General features: G+C 72.5%; 16 protein-coding genes. 12 read left to right on the forward strand and 4 right to left on the reverse strand.

The window, feature by feature from the left end; genetic code table 11:
* The first annotated feature begins 114 nt into the window (after positions 1-114).
* Positions 115-2,634 (forward strand): peptidoglycan recognition protein family protein, encoded by a 2,520-nt coding sequence (locus LR393_RS16830; RefSeq protein ID WP_231484885.1) that lies wholly within the window; start codon positions 115-117, stop codon positions 2,632-2,634.
* 238 nt (positions 2,635-2,872) lie between these two features.
* On the forward strand, positions 2,873-4,162 hold the full coding sequence (locus LR393_RS16835) for a SpoIID/LytB domain-containing protein (RefSeq protein ID WP_231484886.1): 1,290 nt from the start codon (positions 2,873-2,875) through the stop codon (positions 4,160-4,162).
* A gap of 95 nt (positions 4,163-4,257) precedes the next feature.
* Here the strand turns inward: LR393_RS16835 and LR393_RS16840 are convergent, their stop codons facing one another.
* Entirely contained in the window at positions 4,258-5,025 is a 768-nt protein-coding gene (locus LR393_RS16840) for a TIGR03089 family protein (protein WP_231484887.1), read from the reverse strand.
* A 254-nt stretch (positions 5,026-5,279) separates the two neighbouring features.
* Here LR393_RS16840 and LR393_RS16845 point away from each other — a divergent pair, with 254 nt between their 5' ends.
* From LR393_RS16845 to LR393_RS16865, 5 genes are all read left to right on the forward strand, one after another.
* On the forward strand, positions 5,280-7,517 hold the full coding sequence (locus tag LR393_RS16845; protein WP_231484888.1) for a hypothetical protein: 2,238 nt from the start codon (positions 5,280-5,282) through the stop codon (positions 7,515-7,517).
* Between the two features lie 71 nt (positions 7,518-7,588).
* Positions 7,589-8,581, forward strand: a complete 993-nt coding sequence (locus LR393_RS16850) for a glycosyltransferase family 2 protein (protein WP_231484889.1) — start codon at positions 7,589-7,591, stop codon at positions 8,579-8,581.
* A 119-nt stretch (positions 8,582-8,700) separates the two neighbouring features.
* Positions 8,701-9,942, forward strand: a complete 1,242-nt coding sequence (locus tag LR393_RS16855) for a glycosyltransferase family 4 protein (protein ID WP_231484890.1) — start codon at positions 8,701-8,703, stop codon at positions 9,940-9,942.
* The gene (locus LR393_RS16860; protein ID WP_231484891.1) at positions 9,939-11,054 is read left to right on the forward strand and encodes a lysylphosphatidylglycerol synthase transmembrane domain-containing protein; all 1,116 of its coding nucleotides are present in this window, start codon (positions 9,939-9,941) and stop codon (positions 11,052-11,054) included. Before LR393_RS16855 ends, LR393_RS16860 begins: the two co-directional genes overlap by 4 nt.
* A 99-nt stretch (positions 11,055-11,153) precedes the next feature.
* Positions 11,154-12,263 carry a DNA-3-methyladenine glycosylase family protein gene (locus tag LR393_RS16865; protein WP_231484892.1) on the forward strand — a complete coding sequence of 370 codons (1,110 nt, stop codon included), beginning with the start codon at positions 11,154-11,156 and terminating at the stop codon, positions 12,261-12,263.
* Here the strand turns inward: LR393_RS16865 and cofE are convergent.
* Positions 12,252-13,298, reverse strand: coding sequence for a coenzyme F420-0:L-glutamate ligase (gene cofE, locus LR393_RS16870; protein ID WP_231484893.1), 1,047 nt, complete (start codon positions 13,296-13,298; stop codon positions 12,252-12,254). The genes LR393_RS16865 and cofE overlap by 12 nt on opposite strands.
* Positions 13,295-14,308 (reverse strand): 2-phospho-L-lactate transferase, encoded by a 1,014-nt coding sequence (cofD, locus tag LR393_RS16875; RefSeq protein ID WP_231484894.1) that lies wholly within the window; start codon positions 14,306-14,308, stop codon positions 13,295-13,297. Before cofD ends, cofE begins: the two co-directional genes overlap by 4 nt.
* A 571-nt stretch (positions 14,309-14,879) precedes the next feature.
* Here cofD and LR393_RS16880 point away from each other — a divergent pair.
* Genes LR393_RS16880 through LR393_RS16890 form a run of 3 tightly spaced genes read left to right on the forward strand, consistent with a single transcriptional unit; the run spans position 14,880 to position 21,352 of the window.
* Positions 14,880-15,215, forward strand: coding sequence for a WhiB family transcriptional regulator (locus LR393_RS16880; RefSeq protein WP_269327402.1), 336 nt, complete (start codon positions 14,880-14,882; stop codon positions 15,213-15,215).
* Positions 15,216-15,251: 36 nt separating this feature from the next.
* On the forward strand, positions 15,252-19,784 hold the full coding sequence (locus LR393_RS16885; protein ID WP_231484895.1) for a glycosyltransferase family 2 protein: 4,533 nt from the start codon (positions 15,252-15,254) through the stop codon (positions 19,782-19,784).
* Positions 19,781-21,352 (forward strand): DUF5719 family protein, encoded by a 1,572-nt coding sequence (locus tag LR393_RS16890; protein ID WP_231484896.1) that lies wholly within the window; start codon positions 19,781-19,783, stop codon positions 21,350-21,352. The genes LR393_RS16885 and LR393_RS16890 overlap by 4 nt, the downstream gene beginning before the upstream one ends.
* Here LR393_RS16890 and LR393_RS16895 read toward each other — a convergent pair.
* Entirely contained in the window at positions 21,349-21,819 is a 471-nt protein-coding gene (locus tag LR393_RS16895; RefSeq protein WP_231484897.1) for a metallopeptidase family protein, read from the reverse strand. The two genes, LR393_RS16890 and LR393_RS16895, sit on opposite strands and share 4 nt — an antisense overlap.
* Positions 21,820-22,031: 212 nt before the next feature.
* Between LR393_RS16895 and LR393_RS16900 the strand changes: the two genes are divergently transcribed.
* Both LR393_RS16900 and LR393_RS16905 read left to right on the forward strand, forming a co-directional pair.
* Complete coding sequence (locus LR393_RS16900; RefSeq protein WP_231484898.1) at positions 22,032-22,421, forward strand: DUF3499 domain-containing protein; 390 nt, start codon at positions 22,032-22,034, stop codon at positions 22,419-22,421.
* Between the two features lie 183 nt (positions 22,422-22,604).
* Positions 22,605-22,904 (forward strand): hypothetical protein, encoded by a 300-nt coding sequence (locus LR393_RS16905; protein WP_231484899.1) that lies wholly within the window; start codon positions 22,605-22,607, stop codon positions 22,902-22,904.
* Positions 22,905-22,991: the final 87 nt, after the last annotated feature.

Genomic DNA, 22,991 nt, shown 5'->3' on the forward strand with positions numbered 1-22,991 from the left:
CCGCCATCACCCGGTGGCATCGGGCGGACGGGGGATGGCTAGTTCCTGGGCAAATTACGTTGAGTATCTAGTCTGAAACTGAACGTATTTTCTGCTGTCTGGGGTCCCCCGCCAATGCGTAAAGCACCTGTCGTCCTCCTGTCCTGCCTCGCCATCCTGCCCGTTCTGCCGGTCGCCGGCGCTCATGCCCAAGACCCCCCGGTCTCGGCGAGCAGCATCACCGATCCGGTCGTCGTGCGGCCGTCGATCGCGACCATCGATCTGGCGCCGGGCATTTCGGCGTCGAGTCAGAAGACGGGCATTCTTACCTCGCGGCGCGGAACCAGTGCGTTCCAGACCGTAGGGGTCACCTGGAAGGGTCGTAAAACCGCGCCGGATGTGACGATTCAGGTGCGAACGCGGCAGAAGGGCGTCTGGGGGGCCTGGCTGGGGCTGGATGACGACGCCGGTGACGACGTGATGGCCACGAAAGATGTTCGGGGCGGCACCGATCCGCTCTACGTCGGGCCCAGTGACGGCGTGCAGGCGAAAGTCACGGTGAGATCGGGAAATCTGCCGTCGGGCCTGAGACTCGAGCTCGTCGACGCCGGCAGCTCGGACTACGACCAGGTCGCCGCGGCGGTGCAGCCGGCCGGGTACGCCGCGGCCCAGGCGGGCCGTCCGACGATCATGACCCGCGCGCAGTGGGGCGCCGACGAGTCCCGGGTGAAGTGCTCGCCCACCGTCACCACCACGGTGAAGGCCGTCGTCATGCACCACACGGCCGGGAACAACCGCTACACCGCGGCCCAGGTGCCCTCGATCCTGCGGGGCGACTACGCCTATCACCTGTCCCGCGGCTGGTGCGACATCGGCTACAACGCCCTCGTCGACAAGTACGGCCGCATCTGGGAAGGGCGGGCCGGCGGTCTGGACAAGGCCGTGACCGGCGCCCACGCGGGCGGTTTCAACACCAACACGTTCGGTGTCTCGGTGATCGGCAACTATGACGTGGCCAGGCCGACCGCCGCGTCCATCAATGCCGTGGCCCGGGTGTTCGCCTGGAAGCTGAACCAGTACCACCGGGATCCGAATGGTTCCACCCAGCTGACCTCGGCCGGGGGAGGCACCGCGCGCTACCCGGCCGGCCGCACCGTGACCCTGCCGGTGATCATGGGCCACCGCAACACCGGCTACACCGCCTGCCCGGGTAAATACCTGTATCCGTACCTGCCGGCCATCCGGTCGCAGGTCACCACCCTCATGCAGGCCGCGCTGATCAACCCGACGGTGCCGAAGAGCACGGCACAGCAGGGCACCCCGCTGACGATCACGGCCCGGGCCCTGCGCCGGCAGAACTGGTGGCTCGACGTGACCGCCCCCTGCAACGGCGGTGCCGTCGCCCGGGTCAGCGGAAACACCGCGGCCGGTGAGGAAATCCGGGCCACCTGGAACGGCCGTCGCGCCGACGGCACCCTGGCCCGCCCGGGCACCTACGTGCTGACACTCACCTCGTCCTCTGCTACCGGCACCGCGAAACCGGTGGCCCGGACCGTTCTGGTGACCCCACCCCGGCAACCGGTGCAGCCGGAGGCCACCCCGTCGGGCGGGGCGGGCGGTTACGTCCCCGTCACCCCGACCCGCCTCTACAACACCCGCAGCGGAAAGAACATCGGTCTCGGACCGGCCGGTTACGCCCGTGTGCCCGTGCTCGGTCAGGCCGGGATCCCGGCCACCGGCGTCACCTCGGTCGTCCTCAACCTGACGGCCTCCTGCTCCACGGCGGACACATCCCTCACCGCCTACCCGACCGGCCGCGTGTCCGCGCGTCCCGTGAGCACCGTGCCCCGGGGCGTCACCCGTTCCACCCTGGTGACCACCAGGGTCGGCGCCGACGGCTCGATCACGGTGGGGAACGCCCAGGGCGTGACCGAGCTGACTGTCGATGTGGTCGGGTATTACAGCGCCACCGGCTCGCCCGTGCAGCCGGTCGACGGTCTGCGGATCTTCGACAGCCGCTACCAGGGAGGTCAGCTCAAGGACGGTCAGCCGCGCACGGTGGTGCTGCCCGACACCGTCGGCGGGGTTGCCTCGGCGCAGATCAGTGCCGTGATCGTGGACGTCTCGGCGATGGGACCGTACGGAGACGGCACGCTGACGGTGAACACCCTGCCCACGCTGACCTACCGCCGCGACGAGACCATCGACAACCTGGCGATCGTGCCGGTCACCGGCGGGCAGTTCACCCTGCGGAACACCGGGGCGGCGACCAGTGCGACCGTCGACGTGCGGGGGATCGTCACCGCGGGGACGCCCGGGTCACTGACCGCGGTCAAGCCGGTCCTCCTCACCGACGCCACGCTGGCCCGGCAGACGCCGAAGAAGATCACGGTGACGGGTGCGAAGACAGCGGTGCCGAACGACGCGACCGGCGTGATCGTCACCCTGACCGCGATCGACTCCGCTTCCACCACGGCACTCGGCGCCTACGCGTGGGGCGCCCCGGCGTCCAACGCGGTGGCGCTGCGGGTGGCGAAGGGCGACACCCGTTCCAACCAGGTGCTCGTCCCGATCGGTGACGCCGGGGCCATCTCCCTGGTCAGCAGTGTGGGCAGCACCCGGGTGCGGGTCGATGTCGTGGGGTACGTGCGATGACGGTCACTCACTGTCCTGTCTCACCCGGTCAGGTCCTCTCCGGGAAGAGATCAAGTTCCCCTTCAGTAGCTCCGAGGAGTTCTGAGAAGTGCGGGGGGAGCGACGGACTGCTCCCTTCAGGGGAGCCCCCGGGCGGTACCTCACCAGGGCAGGGATGCGGCCGATGGATTTTGCGTGGCCGGCGGAGGCAGATCGAGCCGGCCACCCTTGTGTCCGTAACTCGAGGGAGCCCTACCCGATGCGCCGTCCCCGCTCGATCGCTGCGACCGTCCTGGGAACTGCACTCGCCGTACTGGCGGGCCCGACCGTCGCGAATGCCGCAGTAGTACCGGTTTCCGCCGCCAAGAGCTGCCCCTCGCCGGGTGGCAGCCGGATCTCCCAGGCCAGCGTCCCGAAGGGCGCCGTCAAGATCTACGGTGGCGGCTGGGGCCACGGTATGGGGATGAGTCAGTACGGGGCCCAGGGCGCCGCCCGACTCGGCTGTGGTTACAAGACCATCCTGAAGACGTACTACTACGACGCGTCGCTCTCCCAGAAAAATCTTGACGCCCCGGTCGTGCTGAACCTGGCCTCGGGGGCGTCGTCGTCGAAGCTCCAGGCGGTGACCGGCACGGTGCGCTGGGCCAGTCCCACCCGCCACGTCGTCCAGCCCACCGGTTCGACCTGGACCGTCGCCCGCAAGACCATCGACGGACGGCCGGGCATCGCGCTGTTCGACCAGGACGGCAAGCGCCGCATGTTCGTGCAGAACGCCTCGGTGATGTCGGCCGCGCACACCGGGAAGGTTGTCAACGTCTATCCGTACGGCGGTAGTTCGGCTCTCTCGACGCGTTACGACCGGGCCGCCTACGTCGGCTCCGGCGCGGGTATCAAGGTCACCGAGACCATTACCGCGTCGGGCGGTCACAGCGCCGTGCAGAAGTACCTGATGGGTCTGGGCGAGGTGCCGGTGTCCTGGCCGATCGAGGCGCTGAAGGCCCAGACCGTGGCCGCCCGCACGTATCTCAGCACCAAGTACAACGCGGACCTGAAGGCGTACGTGCTCAGCGCGGGCACCGCCGACCAGGTCTACCGGGGGTACGCGGTGGAGTCGGTGGACGCCTCCTCGGGCGGCAACTGGCGCAAGGCCGTCGTCGCCACCGCGAACCAGGTGATCGTCGACGGTTCCGGGCGCACCATCGAGGCGCTCTACTCGTCCTCGATGGGCGGCTACACCGAGAACCGCGAATACGTCTGGGGCAAGTACGAGATCAGCTACCTCAAGCCGGTCGACGACAGCCGCTGGGACGGTGCCTCCGACAACCCCTACCGCTCCTGGAGCGTCGGGATGACGAAGGCCGCCTTCGCGAAGAAGTTCGGCTTCGACTCGGTCAGCTCGTACTCGGTCGCCGCCCGCGGTAGCGCGGCCCGCCTGAACGGTGTGAAGATCACCGGAAAGATCGACGGCAAGAAGGTCACCAGGACCTTCACCGGCGCGCAGGCCCGCTACCGCCTCGGGCTCAAGTCGCCGGGGTTCACCTTCGGCTGACGGTTCTTCCGAGATGGTGCGCCGTCCCCAGGGTTCTGGGGGCGGCCCACCATTTTGGTCGGTGGACGCGGGTGTTCGGGTTCGGTCTTTCGGCTCTAGAGGGCGGGCCCCAGGTCGGTGGCCGTGACCTGCTCCTGCTGTTCCAGATGCGCCCGCTCATCGGTGCCCAGGCCGGTCAGGTCATGGTGCAGAACCACCGAACCACCGGTGACGAGCGGGGCCAGATAGGCCTCGACGGCGCGGGACGGCCCGGCTCCGGTCAGCAGACGGGTGCCCTCCTCGCCGGCCGCGGTCCGGGCCTGGGTGAAGAGATCGCCGTAGGAGACGGTGAGTTCGCCGATGGTCAGGGCCGGGCTGTCCGGGGTGGGCGCCGCGTAGGGGTTGAACGCGTCGGGCTGGAGCCGGATCTCGGAGGCGGCGTCGATCGCGCCGGGGGGTACGTCACCGGTCCAGCGGGTGGCCAGCGACGGCAGGGCCACCACGACCAGCGCGGCCTCGGTGCTGCCCCGCGGCGGTGAACTCGGCCGGTCGGTGACCAGCACGTCGAAGCTCAGGTCGGTGCGGGCCGGCCCGAGGTTCTCGTCGAACACCACCACGTGTACGCCCACCGCCCAGGCCGCGAGCAGCCAGGACACGCTGCGCCAGTGCACGGGCAGCGCGATCGCGACCGTCGACCCGGGCTCGCAGTCGAGCTCCTCAACCAGCAGGTTCGCGGTCTTGGCGACCCAGTTACCCAGCGTCTTGGCGGAGAACTCGACCCGCTCGGAGTCCGGCCCGTACCAGGTCACCCGGGGCCGTCCCGGATCGGTGGACATCAGGGACGACAACAGCGCGGCGACGTCAGCCGGGGCTTGGGTGGTCACGCGCGCCAGCGTAGAGGGGCCGGTCGGCGGTCGCCCGTGCACCCACTCCCTTGTTCGTGATCATGCATGTCCCCCAGCCTTCGGCCGGGAGGTGCCCCCACTCCCCGGTGTTCTAGAACTCTTGACGGTAGGGCGGCGGATTGGAGCCTGCTGCGGGCGTCTCGTAGGTTTGCGCCCGAGCCGGTAGAGCCGCTGGCACCCCTGCCGGCTCGTTGCTGCCGGTGGTGACCCGCACCCACTGAAAGTTGAGAGCCGTGAGCCAGCGGACGAGCACGGAACCTCCTGCCGATTCACTGCCCGGTATACGGGGGGAACGGCTCTCCGGCACCGTGCTGGCCCGGTCGGGTCCGCTCGCCGCCTGCTTCCTGGCGATCGCCGGCCTGCTCGCTGCCCTGCTGGTGCCCTTCGGGGGCTGGCTGCCGGGGCTGGTCGTGCCGTTGCTGGTCGTCGGGCTGGTGTTCTCGGTCTGGGTGGTGCGCTTCGTCCCGGCCGGTCCGGCTCCGCGCTGGAGCGCCCCGGCGGTGATCGCGATCGCGGCCGGTCACGGGGTCTGGGCCGCGCTGACCCACGCCGAGCACGTGGTGCTGCGCCGTGACGCCGGTTCCTACGCTCTCTACAGCCAGTGGATCGCGACCCGGCACGGCCTGCCGATCCCGTCCTGGCTGGAGGCCTTCGGCGGGAGCCAGGCCCTGACCGATCCGGCCTTCCGGCTGGCCAGCCCGGCCTACTACCAGGTGGTGCACGGCAGCGCGGGGGCGGCGGGGACGACCGTCGACATCGTGCCGCAGTTCCTGCTCGGTGCCCCGGCGGTGTACTCGCTGGGCTGGTGGGCGGCGGGCTGGAACGGTCTGCTGATCGTGCCCGCGATCTGCTCGGCGCTGGCCCTGCTGGGGTTCGCCGGGCTGGTGGCGCGGCTGCTCGGGCCGCGCTGGGCGGTGCTGGCCACGCTGTCGCTGGCGATGATCCAGCCGGTGCTGCACGCGGCCCGCTCGACCTACTCCGAGCCCATCGCACTGCTCTTCGTCGCGGTCGCGGCGGCGCTGCTCGTCGATGCCGTGGCTGCCGGTAACCCGTTGCGCAAGAACGGTTTCGCCATCCCGGGGGTGCACGGAACGGACGATCCGCGGGCAGCCCGGGGGCTCGGTCTCGCCGCCGGCCTGGCCTTCGGCCTGGCCGGGCTGTTCCGGGTGGACGGTCTGCGGGAGGTCTCGCTGCTGCTGCCGGTCGTGGCGGTGCTGGCGCTGCGCCGGCACCCGGCGGCGCGCCCGCTGGTGGCCGGGGCCCTGGGCGGTACCGCGATCGCGGTGATCCCGGCGGTCTGGCTGTCGCGGCCCTATCTCGGCACCATCTCGGCCAGCCTGGTGCCGCTGATCGCGGGCGGCGTGGTGCTCGGTCTGGGCAGCTGGGCCGTGGTGGCGATCGCCCGGCGTCGCGAAGGGCGTACCGGTGCGCTGTACCTACGCCTGACCACCGACGCCGGGCAGAACCGCTGGCCCTGGCTGCTGGCCGGGGCGGTGGGACTGATCGGCGTGGTGCTGGCGGGTCGCCCGCTCTGGATGACGACCCGGCAGGACCCGAACGACCCGGGCTCGCGGGTGGTCGCCGGGCTCCAGCTGGAACAGGGTCTGGCCGTCGACGGCGGGCGCACCTATGCCGAGCACAGCCTGAACTGGATCAGCTGGTACACCGGCCCGGCGATGCTGGTCGCGGCCTGGCTGGTGTTCATGGTGCTCGCGGCGGCGACCGGGCGGTGGTGGCTGAACTCGGCCGCCCGCGGCTCCTCCGGCGCGGGCCGCACCACCGGGGTGCCGTTCTGGCTCGGCCCGGCGGTGATCGCGTTCGGCAGCATCCTGCTCACGCTGTACCGCCCGGGCATCACCCCCGACCACCCCTGGGCCGACCGGCGCATGGTGCCGGTGGTCATCCCGGCCTTCGTCATCGCCGCCACCGCGGCCGCCGCCTGGGTCAGCCGCCGGGCCCTGCACCGCTGGCCGGCCACCGCACTCACCGGGGTGGTGGCCGTCGCCGTGGTGGTGATGGTGCTGCCGCCGTGGCTGGCGACCCAGCCGGTGGCCGGGCAGCGCACCGAGACCGGGGAGGTGGCCGCGGTCGAGGCGGTCTGTGACGCACTCGGTGACCACGACGTGGTGCTGGCCCTGGACAACCGGGCCGCGAACGAGTGGCCCCAGGTGGTGCGCGGATCGTGCGACCGCCCGGCCGCGTCCGTGCGGATCACCGACATCACCGACACCGCCGCGGTGGTGGCGGTGGTGAAACCGATCGTCGCGAGGATCACAGCGGCGGGGAACACCCCGGTGCTGCTCGCCGCGACGCCCGAGGGCGAGGCCGTGATCCAGGCCCTGGGCCTGACCTCCGAAGAAGTGGTGAACCTGACCTCGAACGAGGACCAGCGATACCTGACGAAGGTGCCGGACGGGGAAGCGCCGCTGCCCGTGCAGGTCTGGCTCGCCCCGGCGGCCGGGGTGTCCTGAACCCCAACTGTTATCCACAGCTGGAGTCCGGCGTCCGAAACGTCCTTCGGCAGCCGGTAACCTCACCCTCGATGAGTGCATCACCGCTGGCCCCGCAGACCCCGACGTCATCCCAGCCGACCGGGCGACCGGTCGTGCCCGAACGCGGTGGGGTGACCGCGACGATCGTGCTGCCCTGCTTCAACGAGCAGGACCACGTGCTCGCCGAGCTGGAGCGCATCACCGCGTCGATGGACGCGTCGGGCCACAGCTACGAGATCCTGGCGATCGACGACGCGAGCACCGACGGCACGCTCGCCGTGCTGCGCGAGGCCGCCCTGCGCATGCCGCACCTCCAGGTGCTGGCGTTCCGCCGCAACGGTGGCTCGGGCACGGCCCGGCGCATCGGCACCCTGCGCGCCCGCGGCGAGATCGTGGTGTGGACCGACGCCGACATGACGTACCCGAACGAGCGCATCCCCGAGCTGATCCAGGTGCTGCTCACCGACCCGAGCTACGACCAGGTCGTCGGTGCCCGCCTCACCGAGGAGGGCACGCACAAGTGGCTGCGCGTGCCGGCGAAGTGGCTGATCCGCAAGATCGCCGAGCGGCTGAGCAACCAGAAGATCCCCGACCTGAACTCCGGTCTGCGCGCGTTCCGGCGCTCGGTGTCGCTGCCCTACCTGCGGCTGCTGCCGCCCGGGTTCTCCTGCGTCACCACGATCACGCTGTCGTTCCTGCAGAACCAGCACGACATCCACTACATGGAGATCGACTACGCCAAGCGGGCCGGCACGTCGAAGTTCCACTTCGTCCGCGACGCCTACCGGTACATCCTCCAGGTGCTGCGGATGATCATGTACTTCGACCCGCTGAAGGTGCTCATGCCGCTGGCCCTGTGGCTGCTCGGCATCGGCGCGGTGAAGGCGATCGTCGACAACGTGCGGCAGCCGTTCTACATCCCGGCCAACACCATGCTGCTGCTCATCGCCGGTCTGCTGATCGCGAGCATGGGCCTGCTGGCCGACCTCATCGTCCGGTCGCGCGGGGACAGCGCGCTCGACCCCGGCGTGCACGAGGGCTGAGGCGTGGCGCCTCGTTCAGCACGCTGTACCGCGCCGCGACTCATCAGTCCTCGTTCCACGAGGCACTCGCGCACCTGCCGTTACCTGGTGTACCGGTCGGTCCGCCGAGGCTGCCGGGGATGGATCTACTGATGGCGGAGTTGTTCGTGGTGCCTGACCTGCCCGACCCGATCGAGACCCCCGAACGCCTGCGGGTCGCGGTCGTCGGTCCGTCGCACCCGTTCAAGGGCGGCGTGGCGGCGCACACCACTCAGACCGCGCACGCCCTGGCCGCCGCCGGTCACGACGTGGAACTGGTCTCCTGGTCGCGGCTCTACCCGCACGCGCTCTACCCGGGCGAGCAGGCCGTTCCCGACGGTGGTCCCGACCTGCCCCCGTTCCCGAACACCACCCGCCCGCTGCGCTGGGACCGCCCGAACTCCTGGTGGAGCACCGGCAAGGCCCTGCGCGACGTCGACCTGGTCGTCATCGTCGTGGTCGTACCCGTGCAGGTGCCGTCGCTGCTGGCGCTCGTGCGCTCGATCCGGATGGCCGCCCGCGGCCGCCGGGTCGGGGCGGCCAAGCCCCGCATCGTCGCGATCGCCCACAACGTGGTGCCGCACGAGACCCATCCGGGCGGGGAGTTCCTGATCCGCCAGATGCTGCGCTCGGTCGACGGCATCGTCGTGCACTCCGCCGAGCAGGCCCGGCTGGCCCATGAACTCGGCCTCGACCGGCGTCCCGTGGTCACCGTGCCGCTGGCCCCGCACCTGCCCGGCGGCCTGCCCGAACCAGCCGGCCGTCAGCTCGCCGCCGCCCGCCCCCCGCGGTCCGCCGGCGACCCGCTGCGCGTGCTCACCCTCGGCATGGTGCGTGACTACAAGGGCTACGACCTGCTGATCGAGGCCGCGAAGGGCGTGCCCGAGGTGACCGTCACCGTCGCCGGCGAGCAGTGGGGCGCGGCCGGTGAACGGGTGCGCGAACTGGCCGCCGACCCGGCGCTCGCCGACCGGGTGAACGTGCTGCCCGGCTACGTCGCGGGCGTCGACATCCCCGCCCTGATGGCCTCGCACGACGTGCTGGCCCTGCCCTACCGGCACGCCACCGCCTCGCAGAACGTGCTGCTCGGCCACGCCCACGGCCTGCCCGTGCTCGCCACCGGCGTCGGCACCTTCCCCGACGACGTGCACGACGGCGTCGACGGGCTGCTGGTGCCGCCCGACGACGTGCCCGCCCTGGTCACCGCGCTCAAGCAGCTCGCGGCCCCCGGCGAGCTCGACCGCCTGCGCGCCGGCCTTCCCGACATCGACCTGGCCGGCCCCTGGGACCGCTACGTCGAGGCACTGACCGGGGTCGTCCCGGTCGAGTCGCGGCAGCTGTGAGCGCGCCCTCGGGTCCGCCCGGCGGCGGAGCGAACGAGTTCCCGCCCGCCGGGGACGACACCGGTGAGGAACCGGCCGGAACAGAGGACGAGGCGGCCTCGCCTCCCGCTCCCGGCAGCTCTTCCGGCCCGGCCCTGATCGGGCGGATCGGCGCGCTCGCGGGCCGGGCCAGCGAGCTCAGCCGCCGCCGCTCGTTCCGGGTCGCCTTCGGCCTGCTGCTCGTGGCGCTCGCGGTCTGGGCCGTGTTCAGCCGCCGCGAGGAGGTGGCCGACGCCGTCACCCAGCTCAGCCCGGGCTGGCTGGCCTTCGCGGCCCTGGCCACGGTGCTCAACGTGGCGCTCGCCGGCATGGTCTGGCGCACGCTCCTGGCCGACCTCGGTTCCCGGCTGAGGCTGCCGGTCGCGGCCCGCATCTTCTTCGTCGGGCAGCTCGGCAAGTACCTGCCCGGCAGCGTCTGGCCGGTGGTCATGCAGACCGAGCTGGGCCGCGATCACCACGTGCCCCGCCGTCGCACGGCCACCGCCACGGTCGTCAGCATGCTGCTGTCGGTGCTCAGCGCCCTGCTGGTGGTGCTGATCGCCGTGCCGTTCGCTCCCGAAGCCCTGCCCGACGGCTTCGGCTGGGCCGTGCTGCTGGTGGTGCCCCTGGCCGTCGTGCTGCACCCCGCCGTGATGGGGCGCCTCGTCGACCGGGCCCTGCGCATCGTCAGCAAGGAGGGCCTGCCCGAGCGCACCTCCGGCCGCGGCACCGTCGTGTCCACGCTGTGGGCCATCGGCTCCTGGGTCGGTGCGGGCCTGCAGGTCTGGGCCCTCAGTGTGCCGCTGGGCGCCGACGCCAACGTCTCCACCGCCCTCCTGCTGATCGGCGGCTACGCCCTGGCCTGGGCGGTCGGCTTCGTCGTCATCATCGCCCCGGCGGGCGCGGGGGCCCGCGAGGTCGCCCTCGCCGCCGTGCTGTCGACGGTGCTCGACGACCACGGCAAGGTGGTTGTGGTGGTGCTGATCTCCCGCGTCCTCTTCACCGCCGTCGACCTGCTCGCGGCGGGCACCGGCATCCTGGCCGCCCGACGGCACCACCCGGCCGCCGGGTCACCCGAACATCCCATCATCTGACCGAAGCGCCCGGTTCTGTCACCCCGTGGTGTCACCCCACCGGACGTGATTCCGCGTGGGTTCCGCCCGCCGATCGATTCCTCGGTGCAGGATGTGCGGGTGACCACCAGCGACGGACCCACCCGGCGGAACCCCGCCGGGACGGGCGGGATCGTTACCCGCGGCCAGCTCTCGGGACTCTCGGGGCTGGGCGGGCACTGCGCGGAGCCGGTGACCCCGGCCCGTGCGCCCCGGTCCCGGAAGGAGCCGGCCCGGCTCACGGCGGCCCGCACCGTCACCCCGGTGCGCTCGGCGAGCCGCACCTACCGTCCGGCGGCTCCGATCTCGGTGCACCACATCCTGTCCGGGCTGCGGCGGGGCGGGTCCGACCCGTGTTTCCGCACGCAGCCGGGCGACCCGATCTGGCGTGCCACCCGCACCCCCGACGGCCCGGCGTTCCTGCGCCTGGTCGTGCGCACCACCAGCGGCGAGGTGGAGGCCACGGCCTGGGGGGCGGGCGCGCAGTGGGTGCTCGACGGGGTGCCGGAGCTGCTCGGGGAGGGCGATGACGCCTCCGGGTTCGTGCCCCGTCCCGAGCACACCAAGCTGGTGCAGGCCTGGCGGTCCCGCCCGGGTTACCGGGTACCGCGCAGCCGGGCCGTGTTCGAGGCCCTGGTGCCGGCGGCCCTGGAGCAGCGGGTCACCGGGCTGGAGGCGCGGCGCGCCTGGCGCATCCTGGTGGTCAAGTTCGGCGAGCCGGCCCCGGGCCCGGCGCCGGAGGCGGCCGGGATGTACGTGCCGCCCGACGCCGCGACCTGGCGCCAGATCCCGTCGTGGGTCTGGCTCAAGGCCGGCGTGGACGAGGCCCGGCGCCGCGCCGTGCTGGCGGCCGCGCAGGTGGCCGGGCGTCTGGAGGAGACCGTCGGCCTGCCTCACGACGAGGCGGCGAGAAGGCTGCGTACCGTGCCGGGTATCGGTATCTGGACGGCGGCGGAGGTCCGGCAGCGGGCGCACGGTGACCCGGATGCGTTCTCCTGGGCCGACTACCACGTGTCGCGCAACGTCTCCTGGGCCCTGACCGGCACGGTGATGGACGACGCGGGCTGCGCCGAGGTGATCGAGTGCTACCGCGGGCAGCGTTACCGGGTGCAGAAACTGCTCGAGCTCGACGCCGTCACCCGTCCCCGCCGGGCACCCCGCATGACGCTCCCGACCCACCTACCGCGCTAGCACCCGCAGCCCTCGGGGCTCCAGCGTGATCGTCACGGTCAGGTCTTCCGACCAGGCCGCCGCGGACAGCCGCTGGGCGAGAGCACCGAGGGCGATCGGGTCGGCGGGCAGCTCGGGTACGACGAACAGACCCTCGTCGTCGACGTTGGTGACGCAGACCGGGGCGGGCACCCCGGTCAGCGGTGAGGGTGCGGCCAGGGCCACCTCGACCGCGCGCAGCAGCCGGTCCATCACCGGGCTCGGCGGCACGGCCAGGGGTTCCACCGCGGCCGGGTCCACCCCCAGCGACCAGCGCACGGCCTCCACCTGGCCGTACCGGAACCAGTCGGTCGCAGCGGGCCGCAGCATGACCGCGGCCCCGGGACCGTGCGTGCCCACGGCCAGGACGTGGGCCCCGAACCCCCGCACCAGGGCCGCCGGGATGCCGTGCAGCTTGCCCTTGACCAGGTCGGCGGCCGCGGCCAGCTCGTCGGCGACGGCGCGGATCGTGACCTCCATCCGCTGACCGTGCGTGTCGTCGGTGCCACGCAGGTCTTCGGTGGGGGGGAGCCCGGCACAGCCCAGGGCGAAGTCGATCTGCCCGTCCCGCCAGGCCCGCCCGGCCGTGTCGGTGACGATCACGGCCACGTTCGCACCGGTCCGGGCGTGCAGGGCGGAACGCAGGACGCGGGCGGAGGCGTCCGGGTCGACGGGCAGCAGCAGGACGGTGCCCGGGGCGACGTTGGAGTTGTCCACCCCGGCCGCCGCCATCACCGGCCCGGCCGCGGCCTCGACGATGCGGGCCAGGCCCCCGGGGGTACGCCGGGCCGCGACCAGACGCCGGGACTCGGCGGTGATCTGCTCGTCGCGGTCGGTGGCGGGAGCGGTGCGTCCCTCGGCCTTCGAGACGATCTTGCTGGAGACGACGAGAATGTCACCGTCCGTCAGCGTCTGCCCGTTCGTGCCGAGAGCCGACACGACCAGGGCGGCCACGTCGTCCTCAATTCCCACCTCACCGATGCCCCGGACCGGGACCACCAGGAGCTCGCCGGTCATCGGCCCGCCGACTCTCCGGCCAGCTCTTGCGCCAGGTCGAGGGCCGCACCGGCGATGGCCGCGGTGGCCTCGAGGTCGGTCATCAGCAACGGCACCGCCCGCAGGGCGACATCGTCGGGCATCACACTGCCGTGGTCACCGGGAGCGACCAGCCACCCGCCGAGGAAATCGGCGTACAGGTCGGCCACCGCGGCGGCCGAGGTCTCGACCCCGATCGCGGTGAGGCAGGCGTCGGCCATGCCGCGCACCGGGGCACCACCGATGATCGGGCTGACCCCGACCACGGGGGCCCGGGTCGCGCGGATCGCGTCACGGATGCCGGGCACGGCCAGGATCGTGCCGATGGAGACCACCGGGTTGCTCGGGGGCAGCACCACCACGTCGGCGCCGGCGATCGCGTCGAGCACACCGGGCGCGGGCTTGGCCTGGTCGATGCCGACCGCGAGGATCTGCCGGGCCGGCGCGGCGGCGTGCAGGCGCACCCACCACTCCTGGAAGTGCACCGCCTTCACCGCGGGGCTGCCGTCGGGCGCCGGGTCGGCGTCCGGGTCGTCGATCACCACGTGGGTCTCGATCGGGTCGTCACTCATGGGCAGCAGCCGGACGCCCGGTTGCCACCGGGCGCACAGCGCCTCGGTCACGGCGGAGAGCGGGTAGCCCAGGCCGAGCATGCGGGTGCGCACCAGGTGCGTGGCGATGTCGCGGTCGCCGAGGGTGAACCACTGCGGCTCGGCGCCGTAGGCCTCGAGCTCGGCCGCCACGCCGAAGGTCTCCCCGGCCCGGCCCCAGCCCTGCTCGGGATGGATGCCGCCACCGAGGGTGTACATGACGGTGTCGAGGTCGGGACAGATCCGGAGCCCGTGCAGGGTGACGTCGTCGGCGGTGTTCCCGATGACGATGACCTCGTGGGGCCCGTCACCCGCAGCCGGGGGCCGGGAATCGAGATGATGCAGAAGACCGCGGAGGAAGCGTGCGCCGCCGACCCCGCCGGCCAAAGCCGTGATGCGCATGCCGTGATCCTTTCAGACGCCGGATCGGGTCCTGGCTCCGGACATCTCCCGCCGGTCAGGGTGCGGGGGTGTACCTACCTATACATACGGCAGTGCACTGGTGCCGGTTCGGCGGGAGGAGCATCATTCGGGACCCATCGGTGCTCATCACAGGGAACCGAAGGCACGCAACCGGGAGTTGGCACCTGCAACGAATGATTTCGCCCCGACGAACGGGGGAGGGATGAGTAGGGCAGCAGGATGACATTTTCCCGGCCCATTTCCGGCCGCTCGGGAGCGCAGGCCGTGACGACGATCGCAACGGGCGCATCAGCCCCACATGTCACGACTCGGAATGTCCTGTCTTCACCCGATCGGTACGGGTGAAAATCCGCGTACTACACGGGATGATGCACGTGTCAAACGGAAGCATCTACCAGATTCCAGCTTGACGCACCCGGCACGACACGCGTGTAATTTCATTGGTGTCGACAGCATGAAATCACCTAACGTATGCGCGCCATCACGCTTAGTGGGGGGAACGCCCTGTCAAAGGGGCCTGGTTCGAGGGAGGCGCCAAGTGCACGAGCTCATGGCGGCAGGTGACATCATCATCAGCGACAGCGCGAACGACGCAGAGCAGAGCGATAATTCGGCCGAGCTGGATGTTCTCACCCTGGTTGCCACGAGTTCCGACAGTCTGCCGCCAGAACTGGCATGGCAGGAGCGGGCACTCTGTGCGCAGACCGATCCGGAGGCGTTCTTCCCCGAGAAGGGCGGCTCCACCCGTGAGGCCAAGCGGGTCTGCATGTCGTGCGAGGTGCGGGCGGAGTGCCTGGAGTATGCACTCGCCAAGGACGAGAGGTTCGGCATCTGGGGCGGGCTCTCCGAGCGGGAGCGCCGACGGGTGAAGAAGCAGGCGGTCTGAAGACCCCCGTCAGAGCTGTCCCATGAGACGTTCGCTGTGAGCCCTGATGGCCGGGCACCGTTAGCCAAGGCCGGGTCCGGCGTCGAAATTCGGCGTCCGGACCTGCTTTTCGTCGACCCAGAGCTGGATCAGCCGGGCGACGAGGTCGACTGGTCGAACTGGCAGCCACCCGCCGAGCCCGGTCCGGCCCTCGCCGTGACCGCCGTGCTGGTCGCTCACGACGGGGCCGCCTTCCTGCCCCGCACCCTGGATGCCCTCGAGGCGCAGACCCGGCGTCCCGACCGGCTCGTCGCGGTCGACGCCGGCTCCTCCGACAGCTCCGCCGACATGCTCGCCATCGCCACCCCCGACGTGGTGCGGGTCGATGCCCGGACCGGCTTCGGGGACGCGGTTGCGGCCGCCCTGGCGGCGGCCGGGGAAAACCGGCAACCGGAAGGTATTTCCGGTTTGCCGGCGGAATGGGTCTGGCTGCTGCACGACGACAGCGCCCCGGCCCCGGACGCCCTGCGGCGCCTCGTGGAGACCGTCGACTCCGGCCCCTCGATCGGTATCGCCGGCTGCAAACAGGTCAGCTGGACGGACGGCCGCCGCCTGCTCGACGTCGGCTTCACCACGTCGGTGCTCGGCACCCGGGTCACGGGGGTGGACGTCGACGACTACGACCAGGGGCAGCTCGACCACCGCAGTGACGTGCTGGCCGTCGCGACCCCGGGAATGCTTGTCCGGCGCGATCTCTGGGACCGTCTCGGGGGCCCCGACCCGGCGCTGGCCGACGCTCGCATCGACCTCGACCTGTGCCGTCGCGCGCACCTGGCCGGCGAGCGGGTGGTGGTGGTGCCGCAGGCCGTGATGGCGCACGCCGAGGCGACCGCGTCCGGTCTGCGCGCCGATGCCGCCGGGGCCGTGGCCTGGGCCCGGCGGGACCGGCGGGCCGCCGTGCACCTGCGGCTGGCCTCGGCGCCGCTGCTCCTGCTGCCCTTCCTGCTGGTCTGGCTCGGCGCGGCCGCGGTGACCCGGGCCCTGGCCCGGCTCACCCTCCGGCAGCCCGACCGGGCGATGGCCGAACTCACCGCGTACCTGCTGGCGGCCGGTCGCCCGATCGCCTGGATCCGGGCCCGCCGCCGGGCCCGCAAGGGCCGCCGGATGTCCCGCCGGGAGTACCGCCGCCTGCTCGCCGGCACCCGCCCGGCGCTGCGTCAGCGGCGTGACCGGCTGTCGTCGTACCTGCTGGCGCAGGAGGAGGCCTGGGCCCGGCCGGCGCCGGGTTCGGTCGCCGCCCGCGCCGGACGAACAGGTTTCGTTGCCCGATCGGGCACGTCCGACGGCCGTCCGCAGGACGACCGGGTCGTCGACGTGCGCGAGCAGCCGGTCCCGGCCGTCCCCGCCGACGTCGCCGCCCCCGAGGTCATCGACGAGATCCGGTTCGACGACGAGCGCGACCGGCCCCGGCGCCGGGCCGGTCTGCGCATCGGCCTGAGCGTCGCGGTCCTGACCGGGGCCGCCGGGCTGGTGGCGTTGCGGGTGCTGCTGCGCGGTACGGGCACCCCGGTCGGCGACGCGCTGATCCCCGCCCCCGCCCGGGCGGCCGATCTCTGGTCGCTGGGTCTGTCGGGCTGGCGCCCCACCGGGCTCGGGCTCTCCGCGGTCGCCGACCCGTTCGACCTGGTGCTGGCGCTGCTCTCCTGGCCGTTCGCCGGATCCACCCGGGTGGCCACCGAGTTCCTGCTGCTCGCCGCCCTGCCCCTGGCCTCGCTGGCGGCCTGGTGGGCGGCCGCCGCGGTGACCCGGTCGCGCGCGTTGCGGGCCTGGGCCGCGCTGGTGTGGGCCGCCGCACCGTCGCTCGTCCTCGCGGTCACCGCCGGACGTCTGGCCGCGATCGTCGCCCACCTGATGCTGCCGCTGACCGCCCTGGCCCTGTCCCGGGCCGTCGGGCTGGGACCGGCCGATCCCGTTCCCAGAACACCGGGTGCGGCCGGTGCGCCGGTGCGCCGCCGGGCTTCGCTGGCGGCGGCGTCGGGCGCTGGGCTCGCTCTCACCGTCCTGATCGCCGCCGCCCCGGCCCTGGCCCCTCTGGCCCTGTTCGCGGTGCTCCTGCTGGCGCTGACGGCCCGGGCCGGGCGTCGTCTGCTGGTGTGGACGGTCGCCGTCCCGGCCACGCTGCTCCTGCCCTGGTGGACGGCCGTGGTCAGCGACCCGCGTCTGCTGCTCGCCGAGCCCGGGGGGGCCGGCGCGGTGCGGTCCGGATCGACGGCCTGGGCCGCCCTGCTGTGGCCCGCCGATCCGGCCGTCATCAATGACGGCCCGGCGCACCGGGCCGCCGGCCTCGTCGCCGACCTCACCGGTGTCGGTGACGCCGGCCAGTGGCTCCGGGGCCTCGCCGTCGTGGTGGTCGTACCCCCGCTCCTGCTCGGTCTCACGGCCCTCCTCGGCCGACGTCGCCGCCGGACCGCCGTCCGGGCCTGGCTGATGGCCCTGGCCGCACTCGGCACCGCCGTGGTGATCCCGGTCGCCGACACCCGGCGCAGTTCCGAGGGCCTGCTGCACGGCTGGCCCGGTCCCGCCGTCTCGCTGCTCCTGCTGGCGCTGCTGGTCGCGGCCCTGGGCCACCTGGACGGAGCGGCCGGACGCCTGCGCCGGCGCAGCATCGGGGTGCGGCACTGGAGCGCCGTCGCCGTGGGCACGCTGGCGGTGCTCACGCCGTTGCTGGTGCTGACCTCGTGGGCCGCCGACGGGTGGACCGGTGGCGCTGACCGCTGGGTGCACCGCGCCGACCCGGTCGTACTGCCCGCCGTGGCCGCCGCCGAGGCCAACGGCCCGGCCGCGACCCGCACCCTCACCGTGCAGCCCACCCGTGACGGTGTGCGCTGGGCCCTCTACCGGACGGGAGGTCCCGAGACCGGGCAGGAGTCCGCCGCGTCGCTGACCCCCTCCGCCGCGGCCGCCCGCGCGGCGGCCGACGCACCGGTGCTCACCGCGATCGGTGGTCTGCTGTCCGGCTCCGGACCCGATCAGCGTGCGCGCTTCGCCGATCTCGACATCGGTTCGGTACTCCTGCTCACCGGCCGGCCCGCCGACCCGGCCGCGGCCGACGCCGCCGTTGACGCGCTCGACGTCGCGCCCGGTCTGGTGCGGGTCAGCAACTCCGACGGCAAGGTGCTGTGGCGGGTCGAGCTGGCGGCGTCGGGTTCCGGGGGCGCATCAGCAGAGGACGCGTCGGGCACGGTCCCGCCGCCGAATCGCCCGGCCCGGGTCCGGGTGCTGTCGGGGAGCGGCGATCTGCTGGCGACCGTCCCCGCCCCGGGCGTGGACTTCACCGCTCGCCTGGGTGAGGGCGAGGCCGACCGTCAGCTGGTGCTCAGCGAGCGGGCCGACTCCGGCTGGACCGCCACGCTCGACGGTACTGAACTGACCCCGGCCCTTCACGCCGGCTGGGCCCAGGCCTTCGAGCTGCCCCGCACCGGCGGCACGCTGGTCGTGCGCCACGTCGACACCGCCGGCACCGCCGGCCCGGCGCTCGACCTGACCCGGCTCGGCGTGCTGGGCCTGGCCCTGCTCGCCGCGGTGCCTCTACCCCGTCGTCGTCCGAGGCTGCTGCCCCCGCCCAAGTCGTGGCGCTCGCAGCAGCCCGTGCCGATGCCGGCGGGCAGCACCGGCCGTCGCGTCCGCCGGCCCGGTGACGCCCCGGACCGCCCGCGTGGAGGCGAAACCCGTTCGGGTGTGGTGGGTCCGGACAACTCGGGGCAGGCCTACGCCCAGCACCAGGCCCGGATGGCCGACCTGGCCCGCAGCCTGGCCCTCGAGGCCGCCGACGCGGACGACCCGATGGCAGACCGTCCTTCCCGTCGCCGCCGCCGGGCGGCCCGCCAGGCCGCCGAGGCGCTGGCGGCCGAGGGAGTGCCGGCCCGGGAAGCGGTGACCAAGGCAATCGTGGACGGGGAACCGGCTGCCGCCGAGAAGCGGGAGCGACCCACCCCGCCCGCGAAACCCACCGAACCGCAACCCGACACCGAGCCGCCGCCGGACGCGTCCCCCATGGTTGAGGGTGACGCCGGACCCGTGACCACGGCGGGGGCCGGAGCTGACACCGAACCGTCGCCGGACGCGTCGTCAAGTACTGAAACCGGTGCCGCGGCCACAGCGGAACCCGACACTGATACGGAACTCTCGCCGGACGCGTCCTCGATCATCGCGACCGAAGACGAAATCGGGACGGACACCGGGGTGGCTGCTGGAGTCGGGGCATCGGAAGCCGGGTCCCACATCCTGCGGCCGTTACGGGGTGACTCGGTGCGTCATCTGCCGCCGGGGCCGCGGGTCTCGCGGGAGAACGAAAAATCCGGGGCCGGCGAAACCCCTGCTGAACCGGGCGATTCACGACCGTCCGAAAATCCTCCGAAACCGGCGGGTCTCCCTGATTCCGCAGTCACTGAACCCCTAAATGGGGACACGGCAAGCCCCCTCGAGGCACGGGAGACTGGCGGTGAATCGGATCGAGGAACCAACCGTGAGCGCGGCCAGGAAGCGGGAAATGACGCCCCCGCCGGCTCCGGGGAGGAAGAGAGTTCGTGAATCAGCGCGCACGTGAGGTTCTTTCGGTTACGGGAGTGCTGACGGTCGCCGGGGGGATCGCGGTCGGGGCCGCGATGCTGCCCGAGCAGATCGGGGTCCGTACCGTTTCGAGCACCCTTCCCGCGGTGATCTCGGCGCCGACGCTGGCCTGCACCGGCCCGGAGACCCTGGTGGTGCCGGACGGTGGCAAGGCGGTCAGCCCCGGGGCCGGGGTACTGATCAGCGCCCTGCTGGCCTCGGGCAGCAATGGCGAGGCGACGGTGAAGGCCGGGGGCGACCTGTCCGAAACCGTGCGGGGTCTCAGTAAAAACCTTCCGGTGAGCGATGTTCCGGTCCACACCGGCACCGAGCTCGAGCTGCCGGTGAAGGCGGGGGAGCGGTCGCTGGGCGGGCTGTCCACCTGGAGCCTGGGGCCGGTCGTGATGTCCGCGTCCGACGACACCCCGCAGAGTCCGCCGGAGCTGGCCGCGGTGCAGTCGACGGTCACGGCCCGGGGCGATCTGCGGGGGCTCTCGGCGAGCCGCTGCGACCAGCCCGCGGCGGAGTCCTGGCTGGTCGGCGGAGGCACGGTCGCCGGTGAGCGGCTGCGGCTGGTGCTGTCGAACCCGACGTCCACCGCCTCGGTGGTCGACGTGTCGGTGCTCAGTGAGGACGGCCGGGCCGAGGCTCCCTCCGGCACCGGGGTGGTGGTGCCCGCGGGTGGCCAGAGCCCGGTGTTCGTCGACGCGCTGGCGCCCGGTCGGCAGAGCGTGGCCGTGCACGTGGTGGCCCGCAGCGGCCGGGTCCTCGCCCGGATGCACGACTCGGTGCTGCGGGGCCTCGTCGCCGGCGGGGTGGACGTCGTGTCGCCGGCGGCCGATGCCTCGAAGCATCAGCTGGTCCCCGGGATTTCGCTGGTGAACGGCTATTCGAAGACGGCGGACGACACCACCGCGCCGGCGTCCACGTCGATCCGGGTGGCCGTGCCCGGCAGCGAGGAGGCCGTGGTGCGCCTGCGGCTGCTGGGCTCGACCGGGGCGGTCGCGATGCCCGCGGCCGGAGTGGTGAACGTGCCGGGCGGGGGAGTGGTCGACATCCCGGTGCACGGCGTCGCGTCCGGTACTTACACCGCGGTGATCGACTCGGACGTGCCGGTGGTCGCCGGTGCGCGGATCGGCCGTCCGTCCGCGCCCGGACACCACGCCACCGAGTTCGGCTGGGCGCCGGCCACGAAGACCCTGACCGGGAACGGGTACACGATGCTGCCGCCGGGCACCCGCTCGACGCTCTCGCTGGTCGCCCCGGGTAAGGCCGCCTCGCTGACGATCACGCCCTACGACGCCGGGGGCTCACGGCTCGACCCGATCGACGTGGAGATGAGGGCCGGTACCGCCGCGGCGTTCGCGCTGGACGAGAAGACCGCGGCGTTCTACGTGTCGGCGTTCGAAGGAGGGCCGGTCGCGGCCTCGGTGGTGTCCACCGGCAGCGACGACAACGGGCCGGTGATCACGGTGCTCGGTGTCGAGCCGCCCCGGGCCGACCGGGCCCCGTCCACGGCCGTGTCCGATGCCCGGCTCGGCCTGCGCTAACTGTCGCGGTTGTAGCGCGGGTCGACCTCTTCGGGGGTCAGGTTGAGCAGGTGGGCCACCTGCTCGACCACCACGCTCTGGGCCAGCTCACCGATGTCCTGGGCGTCGGCGGCCCGGGTCTCGACCGGGCGCCGGTAGACCACGATGCGCGGCGGCAGGGCGCCGTCGGCGGGAAAGAACCGCCCCAGCGGCACCTCGCCGTGTTCCCACGGGGAGGGATCACTCGGGGGGACGTCTTCCACGGCGAACTCCACACCGTCCAGTTCGCGGGCCCAGCGGGCCTCCAGGCGCTCGACCGCGTCGAGCACCAGGTCGTCGAAGCGGTCGGCGCGGCTGCGCCAGGCCGGGACGGTGCGAGGGAGGAGCTGCCCCCGCATGCCGCGCCCACGCCGGTCGCGGCGTTTCGGGGGGCGACCGCCACTGCCGGGAAGGGGCACCGGATCCGGGATCGCGCGAGGTCGGGCCACAGATCCGAGCGTACTGGAGGAGCACCGGACGACTGTGGAATTCGTCCCGGCCTGCGACGGGATGCCCGTCAGCCGTGACGTCCGGGGACGGATCGGGCAAGATGTGAGACGTCACCCCGGCCGAACTTTCCGGGCCGGTACCGGTGACGACGCGAATTGGGTCGGCGCGCCGGTGCAGCCGGTACGCCTGATGAGGGAGTAACTTCTCAATCGTGAGTGGAGTGCGCCGTTGTTCCCGGACCGCTTGCCAGCGGGTAGCGGTCGCCACCCTCACCTATGTCTATTCCGACTCGACAGCGGTGCTGGGCCCCCTGGCCACCTATGCCGAGCCGCATTGCTACGACCTCTGCGCCGTGCACGCCGAGCGCCTCACGGCCCCACGCGGCTGGGAGGTCGTGCGCCTCTCGCCGGGTGAGTTCGCACCCCCGCCGCCCTCGCACGACGACCTCCTGGCTCTGGCCGACGCCGTCCGTGAGGCCGCCCGCCCCGCTCCCGCGGAACTCCCGCCGGATGCGGACGCCGAGCTCTCCACCGTGGAGGTGGGCCGCCGCGGGCACCTGCGCGTCCTGCGCGACCCGATCCTCGGTGAACCCCTCACCTGAGTCGTAGGTCACAGGAATTCTGTCCGGATCGCTCGGGTAAAGCCCGGATGCCGCGACGCTCCGGTGACTAAAGGTGCCGGTGTGACTCGCCGAATGACAGGGAGCATCGCAGCAGCCCGCGTTCGAGTGACAGCTCGCCGTGGGTCACTTCCCCTGTCGTCCGAAGCAAGGATCTCCCTTCCTATGACTCAGTCCCGGACCTCCACGGCGGACTCGACGAGCGGTGCACCGGCGCGTGGCCGCCGTCGCGGGCGCACGGCCGGCCCGTCCATCCCGCTGGGTTCTCTCACCCAGCGCGAGCACCGTGCCGAGATCCAGTGCCAGGCCTGCGGCAGCACCCGGGTGACCCGGCTGTCGATGAACCTGACCGACGGCACCCCGGTGGAGTTCACCTCCTGCCACCGTTGTGAGCACAAGACCTGGGAGCACGGCGGGGACGCCCTGAGCGTCTCCACGGTGCTCGACAAGGCCCGGAAGAACTGACACCCGGCGATGAGATGGCGCGTTTTGGCCCGCCGAACGGGTCAAAACGCGTTATCCACGTCGCGCCGCCCCGGATCCGGGCACGTC

Source organism: Kineosporia mesophila (genome assembly GCF_021129235.1).
Taxonomy (GTDB): Bacteria; Actinomycetota; Actinomycetes; order Actinomycetales; family Kineosporiaceae; genus Kineosporia; species Kineosporia mesophila.

Excerpts from the sequence above, each read along its gene's own strand:
- LR393_RS16830 (WP_231484885.1), top strand. The coding sequence starts at position 115 with ATGCGTAAAGCACCTGTCGTCCTCCTGTCCTGCCTCGCCATCCTGCCC.
- LR393_RS16835 (WP_231484886.1), top strand. The coding sequence starts at position 2,873 with ATGCGCCGTCCCCGCTCGATCGCTGCGACCGTCCTGGGAACTGCACTC.
- LR393_RS16850 (WP_231484889.1), top strand. The coding sequence starts at position 7,589 with ATGAGTGCATCACCGCTGGCCCCGCAGACCCCGACGTCATCCCAGCCG.
- LR393_RS16855 (WP_231484890.1), top strand. The coding sequence starts at position 8,701 with ATGGATCTACTGATGGCGGAGTTGTTCGTGGTGCCTGACCTGCCCGAC.
- cofE (WP_231484893.1), bottom strand. The coding sequence starts at position 13,298 with ATGACCGGCGAGCTCCTGGTGGTCCCGGTCCGGGGCATCGGTGAGGTG.
- cofD (WP_231484894.1), bottom strand. The coding sequence starts at position 14,308 with ATGCGCATCACGGCTTTGGCCGGCGGGGTCGGCGGCGCACGCTTCCTC.
- LR393_RS16880 (WP_269327402.1), top strand. The coding sequence starts at position 14,880 with ATGGCGGCAGGTGACATCATCATCAGCGACAGCGCGAACGACGCAGAG.
- LR393_RS16905 (WP_231484899.1), top strand. The coding sequence starts at position 22,605 with ATGACTCAGTCCCGGACCTCCACGGCGGACTCGACGAGCGGTGCACCG.